This is a genomic window from Kitasatospora sp. GAS1066B, from assembly GCF_041262605.1.
Classification (GTDB): domain Bacteria; phylum Actinomycetota; class Actinomycetes; order Streptomycetales; family Streptomycetaceae; genus Kitasatospora.
In genome coordinates, this window is record NZ_JBGCCO010000047.1 from 1 (window position 1) to 25,590 (window position 25,590).

General features: G+C 70.8%; 17 protein-coding genes and 2 pseudogenes. 9 read left to right on the top strand and 10 right to left on the bottom strand.

What is annotated here, in order from left to right:
* The coding region (locus ABH937_RS34610; protein WP_370220541.1) for a tectonin domain-containing protein at window positions 1-305 on the top strand (305 nt) is incomplete at its 5' end.
* Between the two features lie 318 nt (window positions 306-623).
* Here ABH937_RS34610 and ABH937_RS34615 read toward each other — a convergent pair.
* The 7 genes and pseudogenes from ABH937_RS34615 to ABH937_RS34645 all read right to left on the bottom strand — a co-directional run.
* A pseudogene (locus ABH937_RS34615) lies at window positions 624-965 on the bottom strand (diguanylate cyclase); the annotation flags it as partial.
* A 374-nt stretch (window positions 966-1,339) separates the two neighbouring features.
* The gene (locus ABH937_RS34620; RefSeq protein WP_370220542.1) at window positions 1,340-2,185 is read right to left on the bottom strand and encodes a cyclopropane-fatty-acyl-phospholipid synthase family protein; all 846 of its coding nucleotides are present in this window, start codon (window positions 2,183-2,185) and stop codon (window positions 1,340-1,342) included.
* Window positions 2,186-2,246: 61 nt separating this feature from the next.
* Complete coding sequence (locus ABH937_RS34625; RefSeq protein WP_280694326.1) at window positions 2,247-3,821, bottom strand: terpene cyclase/mutase family protein; 1,575 nt, start codon at window positions 3,819-3,821, stop codon at window positions 2,247-2,249.
* Window positions 3,818-4,831 carry a terpene synthase family protein gene (locus tag ABH937_RS34630; RefSeq protein ID WP_280694327.1) on the bottom strand — a complete coding sequence of 338 codons (1,014 nt, stop codon included), beginning with the start codon at window positions 4,829-4,831 and terminating at the stop codon, window positions 3,818-3,820. Before ABH937_RS34630 ends, ABH937_RS34625 begins: the two co-directional genes overlap by 4 nt.
* Before the next feature lie 425 nt (window positions 4,832-5,256).
* Window positions 5,257-5,955: an HtaA domain-containing protein gene (locus ABH937_RS34635; protein ID WP_370220544.1), complete on the bottom strand. Its 699-nt coding sequence runs from the start codon at window positions 5,953-5,955 to the stop codon at window positions 5,257-5,259.
* Window positions 5,925-6,938, bottom strand: coding sequence for an SDR family oxidoreductase (locus ABH937_RS34640; protein WP_370220545.1), 1,014 nt, complete (start codon window positions 6,936-6,938; stop codon window positions 5,925-5,927). The genes ABH937_RS34635 and ABH937_RS34640 overlap by 31 nt, the downstream gene beginning before the upstream one ends.
* A gap of 14 nt (window positions 6,939-6,952) precedes the next feature.
* Complete coding sequence (locus ABH937_RS34645; protein WP_370220546.1) at window positions 6,953-8,170, bottom strand: wax ester/triacylglycerol synthase domain-containing protein; 1,218 nt, start codon at window positions 8,168-8,170, stop codon at window positions 6,953-6,955.
* A 300-nt stretch (window positions 8,171-8,470) separates the two neighbouring features.
* Here ABH937_RS34645 and ABH937_RS34650 point away from each other — a divergent pair, with 300 nt between their 5' ends.
* The 4 genes from ABH937_RS34650 to ABH937_RS34665 all read left to right on the top strand — a co-directional run bounded on the left by ABH937_RS34650 (window position 8,471) and on the right by ABH937_RS34665 (window position 12,141).
* Window positions 8,471-10,258 (top strand): fatty acyl-AMP ligase, encoded by a 1,788-nt coding sequence (locus ABH937_RS34650; protein ID WP_370220547.1) that lies wholly within the window; start codon window positions 8,471-8,473, stop codon window positions 10,256-10,258.
* A complete protein-coding gene (locus tag ABH937_RS34655) occupies window positions 10,255-10,545 on the top strand; it encodes an acyl carrier protein (protein ID WP_370220549.1) in 291 nt (96 codons plus the stop codon). Before ABH937_RS34650 ends, ABH937_RS34655 begins: the two co-directional genes overlap by 4 nt.
* Window positions 10,546-10,614: 69 nt before the next feature.
* A complete protein-coding gene (locus ABH937_RS34660) occupies window positions 10,615-10,839 on the top strand; it encodes an acyl carrier protein (protein WP_280694334.1) in 225 nt (74 codons plus the stop codon).
* A 78-nt stretch (window positions 10,840-10,917) separates the two neighbouring features.
* Window positions 10,918-12,141 carry a beta-ketoacyl synthase gene (locus ABH937_RS34665; protein WP_370220550.1) on the top strand — a complete coding sequence of 408 codons (1,224 nt, stop codon included), beginning with the start codon at window positions 10,918-10,920 and terminating at the stop codon, window positions 12,139-12,141.
* Between the two features lie 717 nt (window positions 12,142-12,858).
* On the opposite strand, the pseudogene ABH937_RS34670 reads toward ABH937_RS34665, so the two are convergent.
* A pseudogene (locus ABH937_RS34670) lies at window positions 12,859-13,296 on the bottom strand (2'-5' RNA ligase family protein); the annotation flags it as partial.
* A gap of 308 nt (window positions 13,297-13,604) precedes the next feature.
* Between ABH937_RS34670 and ABH937_RS34675 the strand changes: the two are divergent.
* Window positions 13,605-14,108, top strand: coding sequence for a hypothetical protein (locus ABH937_RS34675; RefSeq protein WP_370220551.1), 504 nt, complete (start codon window positions 13,605-13,607; stop codon window positions 14,106-14,108).
* A gap of 356 nt (window positions 14,109-14,464) precedes the next feature.
* Here the strand turns inward: ABH937_RS34675 and ABH937_RS34680 are convergent, their stop codons facing one another.
* Window positions 14,465-15,718, bottom strand: a complete 1,254-nt coding sequence (locus tag ABH937_RS34680; protein ID WP_370220553.1) for a YncE family protein — start codon at window positions 15,716-15,718, stop codon at window positions 14,465-14,467.
* A 301-nt stretch (window positions 15,719-16,019) separates the two neighbouring features.
* Window positions 16,020-19,133, bottom strand: coding sequence for a carbohydrate-binding protein (locus ABH937_RS34685; protein ID WP_370220554.1), 3,114 nt, complete (start codon window positions 19,131-19,133; stop codon window positions 16,020-16,022).
* 561 nt (window positions 19,134-19,694) lie between these two features.
* Between ABH937_RS34685 and ABH937_RS34690 the strand changes: the two genes are divergently transcribed.
* From ABH937_RS34690 to ABH937_RS34700, 3 genes are all read left to right on the top strand, one after another.
* Entirely contained in the window at window positions 19,695-23,528 is a 3,834-nt protein-coding gene (locus tag ABH937_RS34690; protein WP_370220555.1) for a discoidin domain-containing protein, read from the top strand.
* A 158-nt stretch (window positions 23,529-23,686) separates the two neighbouring features.
* Complete coding sequence (locus ABH937_RS34695; protein ID WP_370220556.1) at window positions 23,687-23,896, top strand: hypothetical protein; 210 nt, start codon at window positions 23,687-23,689, stop codon at window positions 23,894-23,896.
* A gap of 329 nt (window positions 23,897-24,225) precedes the next feature.
* A complete protein-coding gene (locus tag ABH937_RS34700) occupies window positions 24,226-25,443 on the top strand; it encodes an ROK family protein (protein ID WP_370220557.1) in 1,218 nt (405 codons plus the stop codon).
* The last annotated feature ends 147 nt before the right edge of the window (window positions 25,444-25,590 follow it).

Genomic DNA, 25,590 nt, shown 5'->3' on the forward strand with positions numbered 1-25,590 from the left:
CCGACGGTACCGTGTGGGGCGTCAACGCGGCCGGCAACATCTTCCGGTACACCGGTGACCAGGGTTCCTCGAACCCCTGGCTCGGGATCACCGGCAGCCTGACCCGGATCTCGGCCGGGTCCAGGACCAACGTCTGGGGCGTCAACGGGGCCAGCGCCATCTTCAGGTACTCCGGGTACGACGCCAACCCGTTCGTCGGCATTCCCGGCGCCCTGTCCGACATCGGTGCGGGCGTTGACGGCACCGTGTGGGGCGTCAACGGGGCCGGCGCGATCTTCCGCTACACCGGGGACCAGCCCAGCTGAGCCCTGCCGGTGACGACATGAGAGTTCCCGGTCCGCGACGGACCGGGAACTCTCGTGGTTTGTCACGATTCGCCTCGGACGGCCGATCAGTATCCGTGTGTCCCGCAGTGGGGCCCGCCGAGTCCAGCCACACCGTTCCGCTGGTCACGCTCCGCTGTGAGGCATTGCCGAGAATGCCTCGATGCACTCACCGATGGCGCCGCAGGTGGCGCAGGTGGCGCACGCGTCGGGACCGAGTCGGGGCGGCTTCGATGTGAGCCGTCGATGGTGGGGTCGTCGAGTTCCGGGGGTGCGGCATGGGCGCCGGCTTGCGGGTGGCTATTCGGCCCAGGGGGAGTCCAGGATCGTGTCGACGAAGTCGCCGCGCTCGAAGCCGGGCACGTAGTGCGCGAGTACATCAGCGTTGACGGTGCCGAACGTGCTCTCCGGCCTGGACCGCATCCCGTCGGTGAATGCCTCCAGGATGCGCTGCTTGAAGCTGGGGCGCGGGTGCGCGGCGACAATCGCCGCGCGGTCTGCCTCGTCGACGTCGTGGTAGCCGATGCCGAGGACGTCGTAGTCGACGCCCGCGGTCACCAGTGCCACCTCCGGCTCGATGAACTCCGGGGCGCTGGGGGTGGTGTGCAGGGCGATCGCGGTCCACACGCGTCGGATGCTGTCACCTGATCCGCTCGGTCCGCCGGCTCCTCGGACGGCACCTCCAGTCTCCGAACCACCAGATCGCTGCGCCACGGCGACGGGGCTGTACAGCCCGGCGGACGAACCGCTGACGTCACCACTGGACTTGCTCCGATCAGCAGCGATGAGTCTCCGAACGGCACAGGGCGACCGGGGCCGCTCATACTCGTCAGCAGGTGCGAGTCCGATCACGCGGGGTTGGCGAACTGCTCTGTCCGGCGGCAGGGGTTCGTCCACGTATGCCGGATGTGGACGACGCTGGTCACCAGGAAGCCCTTGACCCACCTGCGCGCGCTGGCGGACGCACGGCGTGACCTGGGCCATGCCCTGGCGAGGACTTGGCCCACCGGTCGAACTCAGCGGTCGATGGGCCGTCGGGCCTCGGCGATCACGTAGCCGAGCTTCTCCGTGTAGATGGACACCCCGGTGGGGAGCAGCTCGTCCATCTGGGCGGTGAAGTCCGGTCCGTAGTGGGCGGTCAGGTCGTCGCGTTGGTCGGTGTAGCGGGATTCGATCCAGCGGATGTTCGGCCTCGCCTGGTTGGTGACGTCGTGGATCTGGACGGCCTCGAAACCGGCCTGGGTGAGGACGTCGGTGTAGGTGTCGGTATTCAGGAGGGAGGAGAAGGCGAAGCCCTGGGTGAGGAGGGTCCAGTCGTCGTCGGTGAGGTGGGCGGTCTGGACGAAGTCGGCGAGGACGAGGCGTCCGCCGGGTTTGAGGCTGCGGTGGATCTCGCGTAGGACCTGAATGCGGTCGGGGACGTGGAAGAGCATTTCGATGGCCCAGGCGGCGTCGAAGGTTTCGGGCTCGCAGGGCAGGTGCATGGCGTCGGCCCGGATGAACTCGAGTTGCGTGGCGAGGCCGGCGGTCTTGGCCTTCTCGGTGGCCTTGGCCACCTGGGTGGGGCTGATGCTGACGCCGAGGACCCGGGCGCGGGTGCGTTGGGCCAGTCGGATGGCCGGGTGGCCGGTGCCGCAGCCGACGTCGAGGAGGTACTCGTCGTCCTGGAGGTTCAGGGTGTCGATCATGCGGTTGGTGAGGCGGTTCTGCGCTTCGGGCATGGACGGGTTCGGGTCATCGTCCCAGAGCCCGAAGTGGATGTTCTCGCCGTAGAGGGCGTCGAAGAACGCCCCCATGTGGTCGTAGAAGTCTCCCACCGACTCGCTGGTGAGTGCAGGCGTGGTGCTTGGGTGCTCGGGCATGGTGGCCCTTTCCGGTCTGGTGTTCGCTCGGTTCGGCGGGCGGACTTCTGTTGGCTTGTCGTCACCCTGCCGGCTGTTCCTGCGTCACGGGGCTGAGGCGGTGGGTGAGGTGGCCGAGGGCGAGGAGGGTGAAGATGTCGGCGAGCGCGGGGACGTGGAAGCCGAAGGGGCGGGGTCCGATGGAGTCCGGGATGCTGGTGATGGAACCGTTGGGGCGTTGCTGGGTGAGCAGGTAGGCGGTGCCTCGGGCGGCGGGGGCGTGGGCGGGGTGTCCGGTGAGGGTGATGAGGGCGTAGGCGGTGCTGAGTGCGTCGCTCGGGTCGCCGTCCTGGTGACCCCATCCTCCGTCGGGGTTCTGGGAGTTGAGGACCAGGTGGGTTGCTCGGCGGGTGATGAGGCGGGCGGGGCTGTGGGGTGGGCCGGGTCGGTGGGCGGCGGCGAGGACGGCCCGAAAGAGGGTGTGGTGGCGGCTGCTGCTCCAGTCGGGTGCGAAGGAGCCGTCAGGTCGCTGATGGGAGGCGAGGTGGTCGAGTGCGGCGTCCAGGGCGGTGTGTTGGGCCGGGCCCTGGGTGCTGAGCGCGTTGGCGGCGGCGGCCGTCATGCAGGCTTCGGAGGGGGCGCCGGCCAGGTAGGTCGGGAAGCCGCCGTCCGGGGCGCGCAGGGCCGTCAGGTGGTCGAGGGCGCGGCGGATCGGGGCGCGGTGGGTGGCGGGTCCGGCGAGGTGGAGGGCTTCGAGCGCGGCGGAGGTGCAGTCGACGTCGGTGAGTTGGGCGCCTTCGGTGTAGGACCAGCCGCCGCCGGGGTCCTGGAGGTGCAGCAGGCGCTGGGTGATGCTGTCCAGGGCGGCCGGTGGGGCGCCTGCCGTGTGCAGGGCGACTGCGGCGGTGGCGGTGACCCAGGTGTCCTCGTCGGCGATGAACGGCATTCCGCCGTCCGGGCGCTGGTACGTGAGTGCGGTGCGGATGCCGTCGGCGACGAGGTCGTGCTGGCCGGGTACGGGGGTCAGGGCGTGCAGGACGGACAGGTGGATGAGGAGGTTGCCCTCCCAGAGGGTGCCCGGACGCTGGGTGGAGCGCAGCAGGGCCACCTCTCCCACGGAGATGAGCGCGTTCTGCCCGTGGGCGTGGGCGAGGATGGCCTTGACCGCGGTGACCTGCACTTGTGCCCACGGGTGCAGTCCGTGCAGGGCGAAGGCGTCGGGGCCCGGGAGCCTGGCGGGCCGGGCGGCAGCGCCGAGCAGCAGGAGGACCGCGTCGAGTAGGGCGTGTTTGCGTGCGCTGGTGAAGTCCGGTGCGTGGGTGAGGAAGTCCTCGACGTCCAGCGGAGCGGTGGTGGTCAGGTCGCCCAGGGCGGTCCGGGCCAGTAGGCGGTCCAGCGGTCGGGTCGAGTCGCGGTGCGCCGCGAGGTAGTCGATGAGCCGGGCGCCCGCCGCGGGCTCCGTGCCTGTGCGATCCAGTAGGGCTTTGAGCAGCGAGGATTCCAGGACGCGGCTGTGGCACGGGGAGCGGAGGGCTCCGTCCGCCTCGATTCGTCCCGCCAGGTGGCCGCGCAGTCGGTCGGTGGCCGTGGCGAGGTCGGTGGGGAAGGCGTCGCGCGGCCAGCGGGGCAGGCTCGCGGTGACCGCTGCCGGTCTCATGCGAGCCCGTCCGCACCGCCACCCTCGCGCAGCCGCCGGGCCGCGTCGGCACGGAGGGTGTCCGGCGGGGCCGGATCTTGGATGCCGGGCGGTGGCTCGGGGTCGGTGGCGAACCGGCCGGTGCTCGCCAGCCAGTGCAGGGTCGCGGCCATGAAGGTCTCCACCAGGTCGACGTACGCGTGCAGTTCGCGCAGGGTGTGGGTCGGCAGGTCGGAGGTCGTGCGCAGCGCTGTCGCGGTGGCGTGGAAGTCGGCTCGGCGCTGGTCGATCATCGCGGCCACCCGCATCTGGGCCTCGGCGGTGGGGCAGTTGTCCCGGCGGGCGATCAGGGAGACCAGGTTGTGCTGGCTGGCGGCGCTGTCCTGCTCGTGCGAGGCGAGGTCGTTGGCCCAGCCCGCGATGTCGGCCAACGCCCGGCGCAGGTCGCGCAGGTCGGTGTCCACCCTCGGGTCCTCCACGAGGTGGGCGTGGCCGGTGCGTTCCAGGACGTTGAGCATGGGCAGCAGAGTGATCGTGCGGCGCCGCAGTTCGACGTAGTCCGTCGGCGGCAGCCTCGCTCCGGCCCGGCGCAGGGCGGCCTCCTGCTCGCTGGCGTCCAGGAAGTCCCCGTAATCGGTGGCGAAACGTTTCTGCCACCGCTCGGGCATGCCTGGGGCTGTCCGCTCCCACAGCCCCGCCAGGAGCACCGCCTGCGGGGCCTTTGCCGCAGGAGCGCCTGGCACGAGCACCTGGCGCAGCGGGGCGGTGAAGCGTTCCAGCTCGCCCGGCGCCGAGCCAAGACCCCGGCGGTCGATCCGGTCGTCGACCCAGCAGATGAACGCCGCCCACTGCGCCGTCAGCTCCACGTCCGCCGTGCTGCCGTCCGGGAGTGCGCCGGCGGCGAGCACCGGCAGGCGCATCGCTTCCAGGCGCCGCTCGTCCCGGGCGTCGGCCACCAGACCCGTCCCGCGTGCCCAGCGCAGCAGCGCCGCCGGCTCACATGCGCCGGCGGCTGATGATCTGTCAGCCATGCGCCGATCTTGTCAGGCCATCATCAAGTTTGGGAAGGTCGCATCACGCCACTCCCGACCGTGCCGAGCAGGCACTCCGCGGGTTCCGGCCAGAGCTCGCGCAAGGTGATGATTCACCGTCAACGTCCGGTCTACGGTGAGGCCGGCCACGACAGACGGAGGACCCGATGGCTCGGAGCGGCTGCTGATCGACCCGGCGGCCGATACCGTCGCCCTCGCCGCCCACCCGCGCGCAGGCGACGGGCCGGACGGCGAGGAACTGCTCGTCCGCGCGGACCTCGTGGTCGATGCCGCCGGGCGCGGAAGCCGGCTCCCCCACTGGCTCACCCAGGCCGGCTACCGGCTCCCCGCCACGCTGACGGTCGACGGACCGGTTACGGCACCCCGGCGGGGCAGGGGCACCGTCCGGTCTCACGCCCCTGCCGCTACGGCAGCGTTGGGAAGCTCGGTGCGTTGGTGATCTCCGCGTGACCGTCGAAGGTGAACATCGTGTCGCCGGCCGCCACCGGGCTGGAGCCGAACGTGTTGGTGAAGGCCGTTGCCGCGGGCGCGCTCAGGCTGAGCGGGATGTTCCTGGTGTCGACGGCGGTCGGTGTGAAGGTGACCAGGCTGGGGGAGACCGGGAACTTGAACAGGGTGATGTTCGTGGCGGGCGCGCCGTCCTGGGAGAGGTCCGCGCTGGTGTAGCCTTCGCCGAGGCGGGTGTGGATGACCATGTTGGTCAGTTCGAGGGTGTGGCCCGCGCCGGTGAAGCGCACGCCGCCCCGGATCGGGATCTCGCCGCCCGTGAGGTTCGGTGAGACGGTGCCGGAGCCGGGGTAGCTGAGGCAGCCGCCGGTGACTGTCGCGGGTGCGATGGGCTCCATGGTCACTTGCTGGTCTGTCAGGGCCTGTGCCGCGGCTGGCACCAGGCATTCCTTGCCGTTGCCGCGCACGGGAAGGTCGATGCTGATGGCACCGGCCTGGACGGCGCCGGCGCCGACGACGGCCACCGCGGCGAAGGAGAGCGCGACCACGCGCTTCTTGCTGTTGAAGATCTTCATGCCCCCGGCAACGACCGGCGGTCCGCACGGGAACGCCGTCCGGGCGGTGATCACCCGGATGGCCCCCGGCGCTCGGGGCACGGTGCCCAGGGTGCGCAGCGCCGGACGGTGTGGGCGAGAGCGTCCAGCACGTCGGCGCGGCTCGGTTGGGCCGGCAGGTAGCGGAGCAGATCGGTGGGAAGTGCGGGCTCCTCGGGTGGCAGGAGGCCGAGTTGGGCGATCCGGGCCATGCCGTGCGAGCGGCCGCGGGCCGTCGCGGGATCGGCCAGCAGTCGTCCCTTCGGCGGGCGGCCCGCCTCCCGGAGGTGGTCGAGGCAGGCTCGTTCCAGGTCGGCTGCCGTCAGGCGGGCGGGGCCGGCGGTGGTCCAGTGGAGACCGGGTGCGGCCCTGTCGCCGCGCAGCATCGCCGCGGTGAGTGCGGTGAGGTAGTCGACGAGGGATTCCATCGGGAGGATGTCGGCCCAGTGCTCGGGGTGGACGGGCAGGCCGCCGGGCCGGTCCTGGAGCAGCGCGGTGAGCAGGGCGTGGGGGAACTGCTGGCGTGGTGCCGTGACGGCGTCGCGGGCGGCGAAGAGCAGGGCCGCGCGTACGACGGCGACCGGTTGGCTGGTGCGGGTGGCGAGTTCCTCGGCGCGGCGTTTGGAGTGGCTGTAGGCGCGCAGGGAGCGGGCGACCAGGTCCTCGCCGGGGATGTCGAAGGCGGCTGCGGCGGAGGAGAGCAGGATGACGGGGACGTGTGCGGCTTCGGCGAGTTCCAGGATGCGGCGGGTGCCCTCGGCGTTGACCTGGTCGAAGCTGGCGAGGTCGGGCGGGGCGAAGTCGGTCAGGCCCGCGCAGTGCACGACGGCGTCGATTCCGGCGGCGAACTCCCTGTACTGACTGGCGGTCAGGCCCAGGCGGTGGGAGGTGAGGTCGGCCTTCAGGCAGGTGGTGGCGCCCTCGGGTCGGCGTCGGTGGACCAGTGCGGTGACCTCGTAGTGGGCGGTGAGCGAGGTGAGGAGGCTGGTCCCGATCACGCCGGTCGCGCCGGTGAGCACAACGGTGGGACGGGAGGCGGCGGTCATGGTGTCCTCGCAGGTTACGGGTGGGTGGTGGCGGCCAGTTCGCGGACCTCGCGCGCCCACAGGCCGGGTAGGTCGCGGACGTGCTGGTGCCGGGTCTGCGCGGTGGCGCAGAAGGTGGCGTGGCCGCCGTGCAGGAACAGAACGGTGGAGAACAGGTGGCCGTCGGCGAGCGGGGGCAGTGCGAGGCCGCCGGTGACCGGCGAGTTGTCGAAGGCGAGCGGGGTGGGGATGCCCAGCAGGGTGGCGCTGGCGAGGGCGTCGCCGGGAGAGACGACGGTCGAGGTGTGCTCCCACATCAGCTCAGGTGGCATGCGCTCCAGCAGCCGTCGGGTGCGGTCCCGGGGCAGGCAGTTGGTCTGTTCGGCGACGCGCGCCAGCCGCCGCTCGGCAGCGGGGTCGTCCACCGGCAGCAGCACCCGCGTGTAGCCGATCCGGTTGCCCCGGTCCTGGCGCTCGTGGCGCAGACGCAGGCTGAAGGGGACTCGCACGGGAACGGGTTGGTCCCGCTGCGCGGGTGCCAGCCAGTTGCGCAGGGCCCCGGCGAGGGCGGCGAGGTAGACGTCGTTGAGGGAGGCCCCCGACGCCCGGCTGACCGCACGCAGCGCGTCGGCGGGAACGCCGGCCGCCGCCAGCAGGCGGCTGTCGCTGCGGGGCGGTGTGCTCGCCCCACGGCCGCTGGTGGGTGAGTCGCCGGCCGGGACGGCCGGGGCCCGTGCGTCGAGCAGGCGGCTGATCGTGTGGGCGACGGCCGCGCCGTCCTGGGCGGCGTGGTGGACCCGGTAGGCGAGCAGGTACTCGTCGTGGCGTCCGGTGTCGATCAGCCACAGGCCCCACCGGGGCCGGTCGGCCGGGACCGGCTGGTTGGCCATCAGCTCGGCGCAGTGGGCCGGATCGGCGGGGCCGTCGATGCGGTGCACGTGCTGGGCGGCGTCGAAGGCGTCGGCGCGGCGCCAGTGCTCCCGGCGGGCCGGGCCGTCCAGGTGCTCGGCGAGTACGGGCAGTTGGGGCAGGCGAGCGCGGACCAGGGCCGCGACCCGTCCGGGCGTGGGGGCGGGGCCGCGCAGCCGTAGGACGGCGCCGATGACGAAGCCGTCGTGCGGGCGCAGCCGTGCCCACTCCAGCATGCCCCGGTCCTGGCCGGCGTCGGGTTCCGCCGCCGGGTCGCTCTCCGCCATGTGCCGCACCGGGCTTCGGGCGTCGCTCACCGGGGCGGGCGCCTGCGCCTGGTTCACCGCTGCTTCGCCTCCTGGGCCCTTCGGCAGACTCCGCCGCACCGCCGCGCGACGCAGGCTCTCTGTCAACCGAACGGTCCCGCGCCCGGTTTGGTTACGCCACGCCGGCTGACCACGCGTCGGCGCGCCAGTCAACTCCCCATCGCTCGAACGAGGGAAAGACCGCCCCGAATACACCCCTCGCCGCTCGCGCGGTTGCGCTGGGCTTCGGCGTTGCGATCAGCTTGCCCCGCAGCCGCGCACCTTGCCCCAGCCGGCCGCCCACCTCACCTCGGCTGCCCGGCGAAAGGGGCCCTCGGCATGCGCGACCGGTCCGCTCGCGGCCTCGCTGCCCCGCCGCCGGGCGGGCAGTGGGAGTGGGAGCCGCTGCCTGCGGTGCTGACCGGCCACGCGGCACGGTGCCCGGACCGCCCGGCGCTCAGCTTCGTGGACTACAGCCGCGATCCGGACGGTACCTGGCGGACACTCACCTTCGCCGAGGTGGACCAGCGCGCGCGGGCGCTCGCCGCCGCCCTCGAATCCCGCTTTGTGCGCGGAGCGCGCGTCGCCCTGCTCTGTCCCCAGGGGCTGGAGTACGGCCTGGGGTTCCTGGCCTGCCTGTACGCCGGGATGATCGCGGTGCCGCTCTTCCCGCCGGAGGACTCCCGGCGCATCGCCCAGCTGACGGCCGTGCTCGCGGACGCCGACCCGGTGTGCCTGCTGACCGACAGCCGCCATGCCGACAGCTGCCAGGACCTGACTCACCGACCGGTCGAGGTGTGGCCGGTCGACGAAGCCGAACCCCACCTCGCACCGCACTGGTCGCAGTACCGGGCCGACCCCGCGGAACCGGCCTACCTGCAGTACACCTCCGGCTCCACCGGCCACCCTCGGGGCGCCGTCATCACCCACCAGAACCTGGTTGCCAGCACCCGGCAGGTCATCGACGGCTGCGGCCTGTCCTCCGACACCCCCGTCGCGAGCTGGCTGCCGCTCTTCCACGACATGGGCCTGTCCATCGGCGTGCTCGCACCGATCCTCGCCGGCGCGCACCTCGCCCTCATGTCCCCCCTGGCCTTCGCCCAGCGTCCGCTGCGATGGCTGCGACTGCTCGACGCGCACCGCGCCCACTTCAGCGGCGCACCGAACTTCGCCTACGACCTGTGCGTACGCCGGATCCCGGAAACAGACCGCGACGGCCTGGACCTCAGCAGCGTCCGCGTGCTGACCAACGGCGCCGAACCGGTGCGCACCGGCACACTGCACCGCTTCACCGAGGCGTTCGCCGCCGGCGGGCTGGCCCCCGACACCCTCAAGCCCAGCTACGGTCTGGCCGAAGCCACCGTGCTGGTGGCGTGCAACCGTATCGGGCAACGCTGGACCGAACTGCGCCTGGACACCGAGGCGCTGGCCGCCGGCCACGTGCGTGTCCTGAACGACCACCAGGCGCCGCCACGGCTTACCACGGTGGTGGGTTGCGGCAGGCCCGTCGGCCAGGACGTGCGGGTAGCGGACCCCGAGACCCGCGTCGAGCAGCCACCGGGAACCGTCGGCGAACTCTGGGTACGCGGCCCCAACACCGCGAACGGCTACTGGCGCCAACCCCAGGACTGCGCCCAGCTGTTCGACCAAGTCCTGAAGACCTCCGACGGCTTCGAGAACGGCTGGCTGCGCACCGGTGACCTGGGGTTCCTGCACGACGGCGAGCTCTTCGTCCTCGGCCGGATCAAAGACGTGATCATCATCAACGGCGCCAACCACACCCCCGGCGACATCGAGGACACCGTCGGCCGCGCGATCCCCGAAGCCGTTCCGGGCGCGGTGGCCGCCTTCGCGGTACCGGGCGGCGACGGCGAGGGTGACCGGCTGGTCGTGCTGGTGGAGCTGGCCGCCGGCCCCCGCCATGCCCAGGACATCGGACTGCGTCGCCGGGTCATGGCCGCTGTCGGCGAGCACCACGGTGTCCGCCCTCACGACATCCTCGCACTGCGGCGCGGCAGCCTGCCGCGCACCACCAGCGGCAAACTCAGGCGCGGTGACTGCCGCGACCGCTACCTCACCGACCGGTTCGCCCCGGCCGCGCCCACAGACACCAGGACGACCCCGTGACCCGAGCCCCCGCCCCTGCGGACGTCGCCGGCTGGCTGACCCTGCGCCTGGCCGCCCTGCTGGAGATCCCCGCCGAGGAGATCGAGCCGACCGTGCCCCTGGACGCCCTCGGCGTGTCCTCCCTGGAGGAGCAGATGCTCACCGCTGACCTGGAAGCCCGGTACGGACTGGCGCTTCCCCTCACGGACATGCGGCGCCACCCCACCATCGCCGCGCTCTCGGCCCACCTCGCCGACCTGGCCGCCGCACACGACCGCAACGCCGAGGACTCCGTACCGCGCCCGTGACCACAACCACCGCAGGCCCGGCCGCACCCCGGCCGGGCCGCGCCCACCCCGACGGACCGGAGAACCCCCGTGTACGACAGGATCGTTGAGCTGCTGTTCGAGATCGGGATCGACACCTCGCACGCCAGCCCGCAGACCACCTTCCGCGAGCTGGCGATGGACTCCCTCTCGATGACCGAGCTGACCGTCATGCTCGCCGACGACACCAGCCCACTGCCCACCGGCTGGACCCTGGACACCACCCTGGCCGATGCCGCCGCACACCTCACCCCCTGCCCGACGACACCCCGGTGACGACGACGCCATGACCGGCCTGCCGGCACTCGAAACCCGGATCCACCCCCAGCACCCACGAGGCAGGACCGGAACGCGATGAGCCGACCCGACATCGCCGTCACCGGACTCGGCATGCTCACCCCCGCAGGCATCGACGCGGCAGCCACCTGGCGAGGCGTCTGCGCCGGCGAGACGACCGCCGCCACCTGCGACCAACTCGCAGGACTGCCCGTCGACTTCTGCTGCAGAGTGCCCGCCTTCGACGTGGCGCAGGCCCTCGGTCGGCGCATCGCGCACCGCCTGGACCGCTCCACCCACCTCGCCCTGCTGGCCGCCCAGGAGGCACTGCGTGACGCCGCGCTCGACCCACTCGCCTGGGACGCCGCCCGGGTCGGAGTCGTCATCGGCAGTGGCCTGGGCGCCTCCCACACCTGGGAGAGCCAAGGCCGCGAACTCCACGAGCGCGGCCCAGGGCGGATCTCCCCACTGCTGATCTCGATGATCGGACCCAGCACCCCGGCCAGCGAGATCGCCATGGCCTGCGGCGCCCACGGCCCCGCCCTGGCCACCGGCACCGCCTGCGCCTCCGGAGCGACCGCGATCGCCGTCGCCCGCGACCTGCTCACCACCGGCCAGTGCGACATCGTGCTGGCCGGCGGCACCGAAGCATGCACCACACCCCTGATCACCACCGGCTTCGCCCAACTCGGCGCACTGTCGACCCGACGCGACGACCCCGCCACCGCCTCCCGGCCCTTCGACCAGACCAGGGACGGCTTCGTACTGGCCGAAGCCGCCGCCGTCCTCGTGCTGGAGCGCGCCGACCACGCCGCAGCCCGCCGACACCCGCCCCGGGCGCTGCTCGCCGGATGCGGCTCCGCCACCGACGCCCACCACCCCACCAGCCCCCACCCGCAGGGCCGCGGCATCAAGCAGGCCATCCGCACCGCACTGGCCGACGCCGACCTCAACCCGCACGACGTGCGCTACGTCAACGCCCACGGCACCGCCACCATCCAAGGCGACGCAGTCGAAGCCGACGCGATCAACGCCCTACTGCCGCACGGCCCGTCCGTCACCTCCACCAAAGGAGCCCTCGGCCACTCGCTGGGAGCGGCCGGCGCCGTCGAGGCCGCCCTGACCATCCTCAGCGTGCAGCACTCCCTGATCCCGCCCACCGCCAACCTCGACACCCCCGACCCGGCCTTCGACCTGAACCTGGTCACCAAGACCGCCACCCACGAACGCGTCAGCGCGGCACTCAGCACCTCCGTCGGCTTCGGCGGCCACAACGTGGTCCTGGCGTTCCGCAGTGCCTGATCAGGCGGCCGAACCCGCTACAAGCAGAGCCGGACCATCCCTGGAAGACGTCAACAGCCATCGGCACGGAGGGCGCCGGCGCGGCCTTCAAACGCCGAGCCGGCACCCCGTGGGCACCTACCCGTCTTGCCCGGCGGAGGTGCCGCCCTCCAAGCGCCGGCGGATGCTGGCGTACTTCTCGGGCCCCCACTCGGGAGAGGCAGCCAGTTCGGCCTCCACTGCTCTCACGCCCGGGGCAAGAACCATGCGCCCACTGAGTGCAGCTGCTGGCCACCGGCAGTGGGCGGCATACCGGATACTCAGCGCCGCCGTGGACATCGGTTCGACTGGGACGACTCGGTCGGGTGATCTCCGGCGGGTGCGGCATGAAGGCAGGGCCTCTTGGCCAGCTCAGGGTTGGTGAGACCGAACGAGCTGCTCAGGAGGCCCTTGTGTCGCAGTCTTGCGTTGCCGTGCCCGTGTCGTCCAACTCGGTTGCCCGGTCGTGTGACCGCCTCGCGCACCGGTTCGGGAATGCGGACGCCCGTGCGGACCGCGAGCCGCGGTATCCGTCGGACATGACGGACGCGGAGTGGGCACTGAGCGCTACCACCGTGAATGGGCCAGAGCCGTTCTTTTCAGAGCTCTGCCGCTTGCCGGGCCTTGGTGCGGATGGCGGTGGCGCGCGACCACGCCATCCCGACGCGTCCACCTGCCGACCCACCGGAAAGGCCCAGTTCAGCATCCCTGCAGGGCGAAGGACGCCCGTTGCCGCCAGATCCTGCCGTCGTGCACCATGAGGTCGACCGTCGAGACGCGCGCCGTAATCGGGAGGGAATCGGCGAGGGCGGCCTCGATGTCGTCCAGGACTCCGGGTTCTTGATGCTGGGCGATGGTCAGGTGCGGTACGAGGTCGGTGAACTGGCCTTCGAATGGTGGGGCTTCCGGCCACCGATCAGCGATCGCCTGGGTGAGTTGCCGAAGCTGAGTGTCGGGCTCGGGGACGAGATACAGGATGCCGGGGAATCGTCCGCACGTCTCGAATCGCACGTCGAAGGCTTGGTGGCCGGCCAAGGCGTCAGCGATGGCAGCGCAGACGTGAGTGTCTATCCGGACCTCCTGGAGGAACGGGAACAGCACGGTCACATGGGCTGGAACACCGGCTCGGGCGGCGGGATCGAGCTGTTCCCGCTACACGCGGACGGCCGGCTCCGCCTCCGGGAACCTGACGATGAGTCCGGTCTGTCCTGTCTGGAACGTGCTGGAACTGTCGTCTGCCATGGAACCGCATGGTGTCACCTACAGGAGACCCGCGCGTTCAGATTTCAAGGCGTCTTGAACTGCCCGGCCATCGGCCGCAGCGGAGTACAGGGAAGCAGCCGCCTACGGGGATCACGCTGTCATTTCTCGGGCGCTGGCACGAGTTCCGTGATCGACGCTCTGAAGTTGCGCAGGTCGGCGCGACCGTAGGGCATGCTGTTCCGGTGAGTGATCGTCAGACAGCATGGCAAGCGTGGCTGAGCAGCCTGGATGCGCCGCGACAGGCCGTTGCGCTGTCACTATGTGCCCAATTCGAGGCCCTTGGGGCGCTTGACGGTGCGGACTGGGCCAGGTCCGAGATCAGCGAAGACCTGCCGCACCTCGCCCGCTTCCGGCTGCTCCGAAGCTTGTGGCGCAGTCCGATCGACTGCTGGGCCGACCCGGGCGCGCTCGATCAACTCCCGGCTGCCCAGCGGCTCGTCGCTGCCGGAGCGGACAGGGCTGACCTGGTTCTCCTGGCCCGCGCTGTGGCCTATGAAGCGGTGTTCACGACGCTCGAGGAGCTTGACGCCGGTGGCGACGTGAACGTTTCGGAGGTGGGTGTCGGCTGGGTGGTCATGGAGGCCAGAGAAGACGGTTCATCGACCGGGCGATGCCTCTCGGGACTGCACGAGGAACTCCTCACCATGGATCCGAGCGGACGGGATGGGGTTGACCTCTGGAGATAGGGCTGATCCACTCGACCTCCTTCCCAACCTGGTTGACCTGGGCAAGGTCGTGAGCAAGGCGGAGACCGCGGAGCGCGCGCTGCAAGTCGTGTCAGTTGGGTGGCTAGGTCGGGGCCGTGGCAGAGTTCAGGGAATTTCCCAGGCGAGGGTGTTCACGAACCTGGCCGAGTCCGGAAGCTCTGCAGTCCTCAAAGCCTGGGTGAACCAGGCCTGCCGGGCCGCCCCCACCTCGACAACGCGGGCCCCTCAGAGATCGATGACGGGACAGGCCTTGGTGCTGCTCCGCGTTGGTTCGTGGAGGGGTGTTGGCCAGGCTGGCTCGTCGCCGAGGTAGAGGTAGCAGGCACGCCCCGGCCTCACGGCATTGTGGCGGTGTCGATCTCCTGAATCTGGTTCGAGTCGTGGTCCGAGACGAGCAGGCTCTTCCCGTCCGGGCTGAGAGCGAACTCGCGGGGGAAGGCGCCGGTGGGGATGCGTCCGAGGACGGCCGGCTTCCCTGCGAGCGCGGCCTGGGTGTCCACCACGGTCAGGCCGGTGGTGGCGCCTGCGGTGTGGAACCGGTCGGAGTCCGCGGTGATGACGCGGCTGCCGCCCTGGACCAGGGCGAGGCCGACCGGGGCGGTGCCGACCTGGATGGAGGCCAGCAGGGCGTGTTGTGGGTCGCCGGTGAGCCTGCCGGCGTCGAAGGTCAGCAGGGCGTTGCTGCCCCGCGCGGTGACCCACACAGTGCGCCCGTCCGGTGCGGCGACAACCCGCACCGGCTGGCAGCCCACGGCGACGCTGGTCAGCAGGGCCTTGTCCGGAGTGGACTCCAGGGTGGAGAGGTCGATGACGCTGAGCTCACCGTGCTTGGAGTCCACCGACCCCGTCTGGTCCGGGGCGACCTCGCTGGTGGCGTACAGCCGCCGCCCGTCGGGGGAGATTGCGGTGCCGACCACGGCGTCGCCGAGCGGAAGGTCACCGATGTCCGAGGCCTGGCCGAACCCGGTGCGAACCGCCGTGCGCAGATCGAAGACCTCGATGTCGCCGTGGTGGCCGGTCCCGGCGTCTCCGTACTCCTGGCTGACGAAGGCATAGCGGTCGTCGGGTGAGACAGTGACCTCGATCGCGCTGGTGCCCGCCGTCCCGGTGAGCGTTCCCAGCACGGCCCCCGCTGTGCTGGCCGCGGCCTTGGCCGCATCCACCACGATCGCTCCGCTGCCCGCAGCAATGAGCAGTTCTCTTCCGTCGTGGGTGAGCGCGATCCCGGTGGCTCCCTCCTTACCCAGGCTGGCGGCCGGAAGCGGGACCGTCCGCACGAGTCGGGGCGTGCCGCTGTCGGTGGACAGCACTCCCAGCGCCGACTGCAACACGGTGAAGGCGACGTTTCCCTTCGGGGCGTAGACCAGCCCGAACGGCTGGGCCGGGACGGTCAGACTTGCGCTGTGGACGCCGTTGAGCTGCGGCTGCGCCGGCGCGGGCCCGGACTGGCAGGTCGGTGGTGACACCGACGGCAGCGCCGAACCGGGTGTGGGCGATCGTGAGCTGACGATCCGCTGGCACGCCGAGCCGGTCAGGCCCACGGCCAGCGTCAGCAGGAGTGAGCACAGCCGCTTCCCCGCGAAGTCCATCCTTCTCCTTCCGCCGTTTTCCCGAGCTGCGGTGATCGTGCCGGAGGACCTTGTGGATTCCTTGTGAGCGTGGCCGCATCCGGGCCGGGCGGGGCGACCGGAGCCGAGATCAGGTTCCCGTTCGGCGTCACGGGCGGCGGTGTCACGGCCGCCAGGTTCGTCGGTGTGGCCGCGTCGGCGGCTACCGTCGAGCTGGCGACAGCGGCGGTGGCAGGGCCGGCGGTCACCACCAGCTTCGCCGCCAACTGCGAGACCACGGCTTCCGCTTGGGCTCTGCGGCGCCGTGCTGGTCCGGACCGTGCTACTGGTTCCAGATCTGGAACTCGGAGATCTGACCGGCGGGCCAACCGGTGTTCGCGGTGATGGTGGCCCGCCAGTACTGCTGCGAGGTGGCGGGGAAGGTGATCGTGACGGTGTTGTTGGCCGACGGGGTGAACGTGTAGGCGGCCGACGCCTTCACGGTGTTGAAGGTCACCCCGTCCGTCGAGCCGAGCAGGGACAGCGTCTCGTCGCGCGCGCCCCAGGTGGCGGGCAGTTGGAGCACCACCCGGCTCACCGACTGGGCCGAGCCCAGATCGACCTGGACCCACTGCGGGAGCAGGTTGTTCGCGCTCTCCCAGTACGAGTTCTGGTTGCCGTCGGTCACGTTCGACGACGGATACACGTCCGTGTGCGAGGACTCGGACGTCGGCTTGCTCGCGGCGAGGTTGGTGCTGGTGGTTCCAGTGCCGGACAGCGTCACGGTGGTCGGGGTGTTCGATGCGTTGCCGGTGATCGTCAGGGAGCCGCTCCGGGTGCCCGAGGCGCTGGGCGTGAAGCTGACGTCGACCGTGCAGGAGGCGTTCACGGCGATCGAGCTGCCGCAGGTGTTCGTCTGGCTGAAGTCACCGGACGCGGTGACCGAGGAGACCGATGCGGCTGCCGTCCCGGTGTTGGTCACCGTCACCGCCTGCGAGGCGCTGGTGGTGGCCACGGCCTGGCTGCCGAAGGTCAGCGAGGACGGGCTCGTCGTCAGCGTGCCGGTTCCTCCGCCACCGACGGCCGCGAACTGCAGGCTGTTGACGTTCCAGCCGCCGCTGTCCTGGTTGAGGGTCAGCACCTGTTGTCCGGCGGGCAGCGCCACCTGGGTGGTGACGGTGGTCCAGGTCTGCCAGCCGCCGGTGGCGGGGATGTCGACGTTGCCGCTGAGGTTGGTTCCCGACGCGTCGGACAGGTGCAGGGCGCCGGTCACGGCGGCGGGAGCGGCGACCCGCAGGCTGACCGTGTACGTCCCGGCGGTGGCGACGTCGACGGTGTAGCGGAACCACTGGCCGCTCGTGGTCCAGCCGACGTCGTAGCCGCCGCCGGTGTCCGAGGTCGTCTCCAGGTCGACGCCGTCGGCCCGGTAGCTGTTGGCGTTGCCGTTGACGGACGTGGCGTTGTAGCCGAGGCCCTGGCCGCCGGTGTCGTAGTTCTCCGCCTGGACGAGGCCGGGGACGGCGGCGGCGCTGCCGCCGTACGGTCCCTCCGGGCTGCCACCCTGCCAGCTGTTGCCGCTCGCTGTCGCGGTGAAACCGCTGGAGTTGCTGAGGAACGGCGACATCCCCGAGCCCAGGCCGGTGACGGTGTTGCCGGTGATGGCGGCCGATCCGGTGGGCGCGGGGTAGAACGGCGGTGCGATCACGATGCCGTTGCGCCAGGGCGAGGTGACGGTGTTGTTCTGCAGGATCGTGTTCGTGGACGTGGAGAAGCCGACGCCGTCGTACAGCGCGTTGACGACCGTGTTGTTGGTGGCGGTGACGTGGTCGACGACACCGACGTTCTGACCGTCGCCGCCGTTGCCGATCTGTAGGGCCGGCTGGCCCTGGCCGTAGCCGTTGCCGCCGGATCGGACGATGACGTTGCCGTTGACCGTGGCGGTGAGCAGGTCGTTGCCGTTGACGCCGAAGCGCCCGGCGCCCAGGCCGATGTAGCGGGCGGTGTCGGCGATGTAGTTGAACTCGACGTCCTGGTTGCTTCCGCCGTAGATGCCGATGCCCTTGCCGCCCCACGGCGCGATGACGGTGTTGTGCGTCATCGTGATGTGCGACATGGGTGTGTAGTAGGTCTTGTTGCCGCTTGAGTCGGTGTTGTAGTTGACCGAGTTGATGGCCATTCCGTCGTCGCCGGTGCTTCGGACGAAGTTGTTCGTCGCGGTCAGGTTGTTGCCGACGGAGTTGTTCAGCGACACGTTGTTGAGGTTGATGCCGTCGGCCCAGATCGCGGTGAGGCGGCTGTTCTCGACCGTGCCGCCGGTGCCCGACGCCCAGAAGCCGGACTCGGTGTGCTGGCTCCAGATGTCGTTGGCGACCCAGTTGGTGCCGGAGGTGTCCATCGCTCCGCCGCCGCCGTCGACCGTGGCCCGACTGGTGGCGTCGGAGTCCAGGTGGAAGTCCTGGACGGTGCACGAGGTCAGCTCGAAGAGTGCTGCCAGGGCGACGTTGTTGGGCAGCGGGACGTCCCGGTAGATCGTGCTGTACCACGGGCCCGCGCCGGCGATGGTGATGCCCTGGGCGCGCAGACCCGTCGTGCCCTTCAGGTAGAAGGTGCCGGCGGGGATCCAGAGGACCTTGTTCTGTGACTGGGCCTGGTTGATGCAGTTCTGGATGGCCGCGGTGCTGTCGACGGCACCGCTGTCGGCGGAACCGTTCGTCGGGGTGTTGTCCGCCACCGCGCCGCAGCTGGTGATGGAGATCGAGTTGGCCGGTTGTGCCAGCGGCGGCGGCGGGTTCTCCACGTCGATGACGTCGACGTAGTAGAACGCGGCGGTGTTCGCGGCGTCCTTCTGCAACGTCAGGGTGCTGCCGGGGGCGATCGGTGCGCCGGTGAGGAAGGTGTGGGACTCGTCGAAGTACTGCCGCGGGTTGCCGTCGGCCGGATTCTGGCTGCTGCCGTTGTAGTTGCCGCTGTTCTCGTAGAACCAGCTCTGCTTCGAGTTGAGGTTCAGCGCCTGCCGGAACGTGCCGTCGACGTAGAGGTCGAGCGTCGCGGTGCTGCCACCGCCGGTCGGGGAGTCCGGGATGCTCACGCGGAGGTTGACCGCGCTGATCGGCGCGCCGGTGGTGTTCGTCCACTGGACGCTCTGCCCGGTGCCGGTGAGCTGAACGTACGCGTGGCCGGAGGCCTCCACGGCCGCGCTCGAGTACTGCGTGGTCGGCGCCGAGGTCAACGACACGACGCTGGCACCCCCGGCGAGCGTGCCCGCCTCGCCCTCGAAGCTGGTGAACGGCACCGTCGCCCCGACGCCGGCGGCCGCTGCGGTCGGCGCCGTCGCCCCAACGCCGGCGGCCGCCGTGGTCGGCGTTGTGCCGAACGCGGCAAGCGTGCAGCCGGTGAGCACCGCCGCGACGGCCGCACTCATCCAGCGGCGTGGGGCGAGGTGCGGTGTGCGTCTCATCGAGGGTCCTCCCTGGTCGGGCACACTCGGGCGGCACTCAGCGTGCTGGGAGGAACGTAACCTGACGGATACTCATGAGCAATAGGTCGATGCAGCTCTGCAAATTCACGACTCAAACGCAAAACTCTGCGATGGCGAGGTGCGGCGAGCTGTACGAGGCCGCCGAACTGGACGGCGCGGGCGTGCTGCGCAGGATCTGGCACGTCACCATTCCGCGGCGGCACGACCGGGCCCTGGCTTGCCCCGTGGGAACCGCCCGACACCATCACCTGCAACGACCGCCCGCCCGTCGTACCCCCGGCCGCCCCCACTCCCTGGCCGTAGCCTCGCCCCGGGCCCGACGCGGGGCCAAGAGATTTCGTAGCAAGGAAGGGATCTTGCAGTCTTTGTTAGATGTCTTGCGACACCTGGTCGGAAACCATACGCTCCGCACGGACTAGGGGTGTCTGCCCCGTCGGCCGGTCGCCCCTGGCCGCCTCACCGCTCAGCTCCCACCCCCCACCCGTGAGGGAGACCATGTCGTCCACCACACGTTCGACAGCGAGAGGCCGCGCAGCCTCGATGGCTCTGCTCGCCCTGCTGCTGGCGCTGCTGCCGCTGCTCCAGCCGGACCGTGCCAGCGCGGCCGGCACCAACCTGGCGCTGGGCAAGACCATGAGCGAGTCCAGCCACACCCAGAACTACGTCGCGTCCAATGCCAACGACGGTGACGCGAACAGCTACTGGGAGTCCGCCAACAACGCCTTCCCGCAGTGGCTGCAGGTCGACCTCGGCGCCTCGGTCGCGGTGAACCAGGTGGTGCTCAAGCTGCCGCCGTCCACCGCGTGGAACGCCCGCACCCAGACTCTGGCCGTTCAAGGCAGCACCGACGGCAGCGCGTTCACCGACCTGGTGGCCTCGGCCGGCTACACCTTCGATCCGGCCACCGGGAACACCGTCACCATCAACTTCGGCCAGGCCACCACCCGTTACGTCCGGCTGAACGTCACCGCCAACACCGGCTGGCCGGCCGCCCAGGTCTCCGAGTTCGAGGTCTACGGCCCGACCGGTGGCGCCCAGCCGCCGGCGGCGCCCACCAACCTCGCCTACACCCAGAGCTCCAGCGGCGCGGTCACCCTGACGTGGACCGCCTCCACCAGCACGGGTGTGGCCGGCTACGACATCTACGCCAACAACGCGCTGCTCACCTCGGTGCCGGCAAGTGCGACCAGTTACACCGACAACCCGGCCACCACCGCCACCGTGACCTACTTCGTCCGGGCCAAGGACGCGGCGGGCAACCAGTCGGCCAACAGCAACAGCGTCACCCGCACCGGCTCGCAGGCCACCGCGCCGACCGCGCCGAGCAACCTCGCCTACACCCAGCCGGCCTCCGGCCAGGTCGCGCTGACCTGGTCGGCCTCCTCCGACGCGGTCGGGGTGACCGGCTACAACGTCTACCGCAACAACACCAAGACCGCCTCGGTCAGCGGCAGCACGCTGAGCTACACCGACTCGGTCGCGGACAACCTGACGGTCTCCTACTACGTGACCGCGACCAACGCGGCGGGCCTGGAGTCCACGCAGTCCAACACCGTCACCCGCACCGGCTCGGGCGGCTCCGCGACCAACCTGGCGCTGCACAAGCCGATCGACGGCACCGCCTACACCTACGTCTACGCGCCGGCCAACGCGAACGACGGGGACACCACCACCTACTTCGAAGGCTCCTCCTACCCCTCGCAGTTGACCGTCCACCTGGGCGCCAACGCCGACCTCAGCTCGATCAAGGTCAAGCTGAACCCGGCTTCGGTCTGGTCGGCGCGGACCCAGACCATCGCGGTGCTCGGCCGTGAGCAGAGTTCCTCGTCCTTCACCACCCTGGTCGCGGCCCAGTCCTACTCCTTCGACCCGAGCGCCAACCAGAACACCGTCACCATCCCGGTGGCCGGCCGGGTGGCCGACGTCGAACTCTCCATCACCAGCAACAGCGGTGCGCCCGGCGGCCAGGCCGCCGAGTTCGAGGTCTACGGCACTCCGGCGCCCAACCCCGATCTGACCGTCACCTCCAGTTCCTGGAGCCCGGCCTCCCCGGTGGAGACCGACTCGATCACCACCTCGGCCGTGGTGAAGAACGGCGGTACCGCGGCCTCGGTCGCCACCGACGTCAACTTCTACCTGGGCACCGCCAAGGTCGGCTCCACCACCGTCGGCGCGCTGGCCCCCGGGGCCACCCAGACGGTCTCCGCCACGATCGGCACCCAGACCGCCGGCAGCTACCAACTCACCACCAAGGTCGACGAGTCGAAGAAGAACATCAACCTGACCGCCGACCAGAGCTACACCAACCCGACCAGCCTGCAGGTCGCCCCGGTGCAGTCCGCCGACCTGGTCGGCACCCTGAACTGGACCCCGAGCACCCCGGCGGCCGGCAACTCCGTCAACTTCACCGTCACGGTGAAGAACCAGGGCACCATCGCCACCACCGCGGGCAGCCACGGCATCACGCTGACGCTGCTCGACTCCTCCGGTGCCACGGTCAGCACGCTCACCGGCTCGGTCAGCGGGGCGATCGCGGCCGGCGCCACCGCGGCCCCGGTCGGCCTCGGCTCCTGGACGGCGGTCAACGGCAAGTTCACCGCGCACCTGGTGCTCGCCGCCGACCCCAACGAGCTGCCGGTCAAGCAGCCGCACCTGACCAGCGACACCGCGGTGTTCGTCGGCCAGGGCGCCAACATGCCCTACGACTCCTACAAGTCCACCGACGGCACGCTCGGCGGCTCGGCCGGCGTCGTGGGCCCCAACCGCACCATCGGCGACATCGCCGGCGAGGCCACCCAGCGCATGGCCGTGACCCTGAACAACTCGGGTGACTCGGTCAGTTGGACCTCGCGGGAGGCCAGCAACACCTTCGTGCTGCGCTACTCGATCCCGGACGCGGCGGGCGGTGGTGGCATCAACGCCACCCTGGACCTGTACGCCAACGGGCAGTTGGTGCAGCCGCTCAACCTGAGCTCGCACTACGCCTGGCTGTACGGCGCGGAGACCAGCCCCGGCAAGAGCCCCAGCGCCGGCGGGCCCCGGCACATCTACGACGAGTCCAGCTTCCTGCTGAACCAGTCGTACCCGCAGGGCACCGTCTTCACCCTGAAGAAGGACGCCGCCAACACCTCGCAGTACGCGATCGACTTCATGAACCTGGAGCAGGCCACCCAGGTGGCCAACCCGGACCCGGCCCACCTGGTCGTCCCGGGCGGCTTCACCCAGCAGGACGTGCAGGCCGCGCTGGACAAGGTGCGGATGGACACCACCGGCACCTGGACCGGGGTCTACCTCCCGGCCGGCCAGTACCCGGTCTCCGGCCGCCTGCTGGTCTACGGCAAGGCGGTCAAGGTGGTCGGCGCCGGCGTCTGGTACGCCCAGTTCGTCGCGCCGCAGAACCAGACCGACACCGACACCGGCTGGGACCTGCAGAGCGGCGCCTCCGGCTCGACCTTCACCGGCTTCGCCTGGTTCGGCAACTACAACACCCGCCAGGACGGACCCGGCCACACCTGGGACCTGCGCAACCAGTCCAACATCACCATCGACAACGTGTGGATCGAGCACAACGTGGTCGGTGTCTGGGGTTCGTCGAACGTGCAGAACTCCACGTTCACGAACATGCGCATCCGCGACACCATGGCCGACGGGATCAACCTCACCAACGGCAGCCAGGGCAACCTGATCTCCAACGACGAGGCCCGCAGCACCGGTGACGACAGCTTCGCGCTGTTCGCCGCACAGGACCAGAACGCGGGCGCCAAGGAGGAGAACAACACCATCCAGAACGTCACCGCGATGACCCCGTGGCGGGCGGCCGGCGTGGCGGTCTACGGCGGCGGCGGCAACACCGTGCAGAACTTCACCGTCTCCGACACGCTCTGCTACTCGGGTCTGACCATCTCCTCGCTGAACTTCGGCTACGCCTTCGAGGGCTTCGAGTCCACCCCGCAGACCGTCATCCGCAACTTCACCCTGGCCCGGGACGGCGGCCACTTCTGGGGCAGCCAGGTGTTCGGCGCGATCTGGGCCTTCTCGGCCACCCAGCCGTTCCAGGGCATCAGGGTCAGCGACGCGACCATCACCGACCCCACCTACAGCGGCATCATGTTCCAGACCGACTACTCCGGCGGCACCGCCCTCAACCCGGTGACGGACACCGTCTTCACCAACACCACCATCACCGGAGCGCACGCGTACAACGACGCCTACGGCACCGGGAAGTCCGGCTTCGGCATCTGGGCCAACCCGCTGCCCGAGCCGGGCCAGGGCCCGGCGGTCGGCTCGGTCACCTTCAACCACCTGGTGGAGAACAACGACGACGTGAACATCCAGAACACCACGTCCACGTTCGCCATCACCGTCAACCCGTAGCCTGACAGTACGTCACATCGCCGGCGCGGACCCCGACACGCACCCTGGGGCCCGCGCCGGCTCGTCGGGGCGCTGGCTCGGTGTTTAATCCCGGCGATCATGGTGGAACGCCGCGTATGGTCGTGAACCTCCCGATGGCGAAAGGAGGTTCACCGTCCATGGGGCTGTTCAAGGACACGCCGCCCAGCGAGCATCCGGACTTCACGCAACTGCGGTTCATGGCGGCCGGGTCACCGTCGTGGTGGAAGCAGAACCGGCACAGGGTCCTCGCGATCGCAGGTCTCCTCGGCGGGTTCTGGCTCGCCGGACACCATGACGCCACCCCCAAGACGTGCGCTCCAGCCAGCATCTCCAGCAGCGCTCACTGATCCCGAAGGAGGCCCGGTCCCGCGAAGCACCGCGTGACCGGGCTGGGGTAGAGCCGCAAGTCCGCGCGGCACAGCGGCGGCTGATCGGCGGGCAGGAGTCGAGCGCCCACTGCCGCGCACCGCGCCGCGCCGCCGCCGACCTGGCTTCGCAGGACTGCCATGCGTCTGTAACGTCCAGCCATTGACCGAGTGGCGTCGCCTTGCCACGATCTGCGCATGACCTCCGCGACCTGTCCTCGCCGCCGGTAGCCCCACAGTGGGCCGCCGTCACCGACGCCACTGAACCGTCCCCGGCTCCGCCCCGGGGTTCCCTGGAGCGAGGACCTCCGATGCCTCTCGCGCTCGTCGCCGAGCCCACGCCGCCCCCTGCCGCCGACAAGCCCGACGGAGCGACCGCCGTGCTCAAAGTGGCCTTGGACCACGGTCCGGTGGCCCGCGCCGAGATCAGCCGGGCGACCGGGCTCAGTCCGGCCGCCGTCTCCCGGCACACCACCGACCTGCTCGCGCTGGGGCTGGTCCGCGAGCCGCCGCTGCCGAAGGCCGCGCCCCGGCCCGGCCGCCCGCGGATCCCGCTGGACATCGACACCGGACAGCATCTCGCCGCCGGGGTCCACATCGCGGTTCGCCACCTGACCTTCTCCCTCACCGACCTGCGCGGGCGGGTGGTCGCACAGGAGCAGGTCGCTCGCAGCACCTCGTGCGGCCCGTCCTCCGACGGGCTCCAGGACCTGCGGGCCGTCGCCGGTCGGCTGCCCGACTTCCTGCGCCGGCACGTCGGCGGGCGCTCGGTGCTCGGCCTGGGCGCGGTCACCGGCGGCTGGGTCGACCCGGACCTGGGGACCGTGGTGGAGAACACCGCCCTCGGGTGGCGGGACGTCCCGCTGCGCCGGGCGTTGCAGCAGGCCACCCGGCTGCCGGTGCACGTGGAGAGCCACGCCCGAGCCCTGGCTCGCGCCGAGGTGCTGTTCGGGGCCGCGCGCAGCGACGACCTGGTCCACCTCTTCGTGGGCAACGTCGTCGACGCGGCCATCGTGGCGGGCGCCACGCTGCTGCGCGGTCGCCGCAACGGTGCCGGCGGCATCGCCCACCTGCCGGTGCCGGGGTCCGAGTTGCGCTGCCCGTGCGGTGCGGTGGGGTGCCTCCAGGCCACGGTCTCCGATCGCGCGTTCGCGGTGCGGGCTGTCTCCGAAGGCGTCATCGCGCGCCCGGACATCACGCTGCTGCTCGACGCGGCCCGGGCCGGCGACACGCGAGCGCTGGAACTCTGCCGGACCCGGCTGCGCCTGGTCGCCACTGCCGTGACCCTGCTGCTGGACATGATGGGCCCGCAGGTCCTGGTGGTCACGGAGGCCGTCACCGTGCACCTTCCGGAGCTCTTCCCCGTCCTGCGCGAGGAGGTCGCCGCCCGCGGCCCACGGGCGGGCGGGGAGTTGGTCCGCCCCGGCTCGTTCGGCAAGGACGTGTTGGCGGTCGCGGCCGGCGCGCCGGTGCTGGCGGCCGTCTACCAGGACCCGCTCGGGCTGCGCACCGCGGGGAGCTCGCGGTGACGGACATTACTTCCGGACCGTCACAAATCATTGCCCAGCGGAAGCCGCCCCGACAGACTGATCGCATGGACGCACAGCGCAAGGCGACGATCCGGGGAGCCGCCGACCGGCACCCCGTGAACGCCTTCCGCGTGCACCACTTCGCCG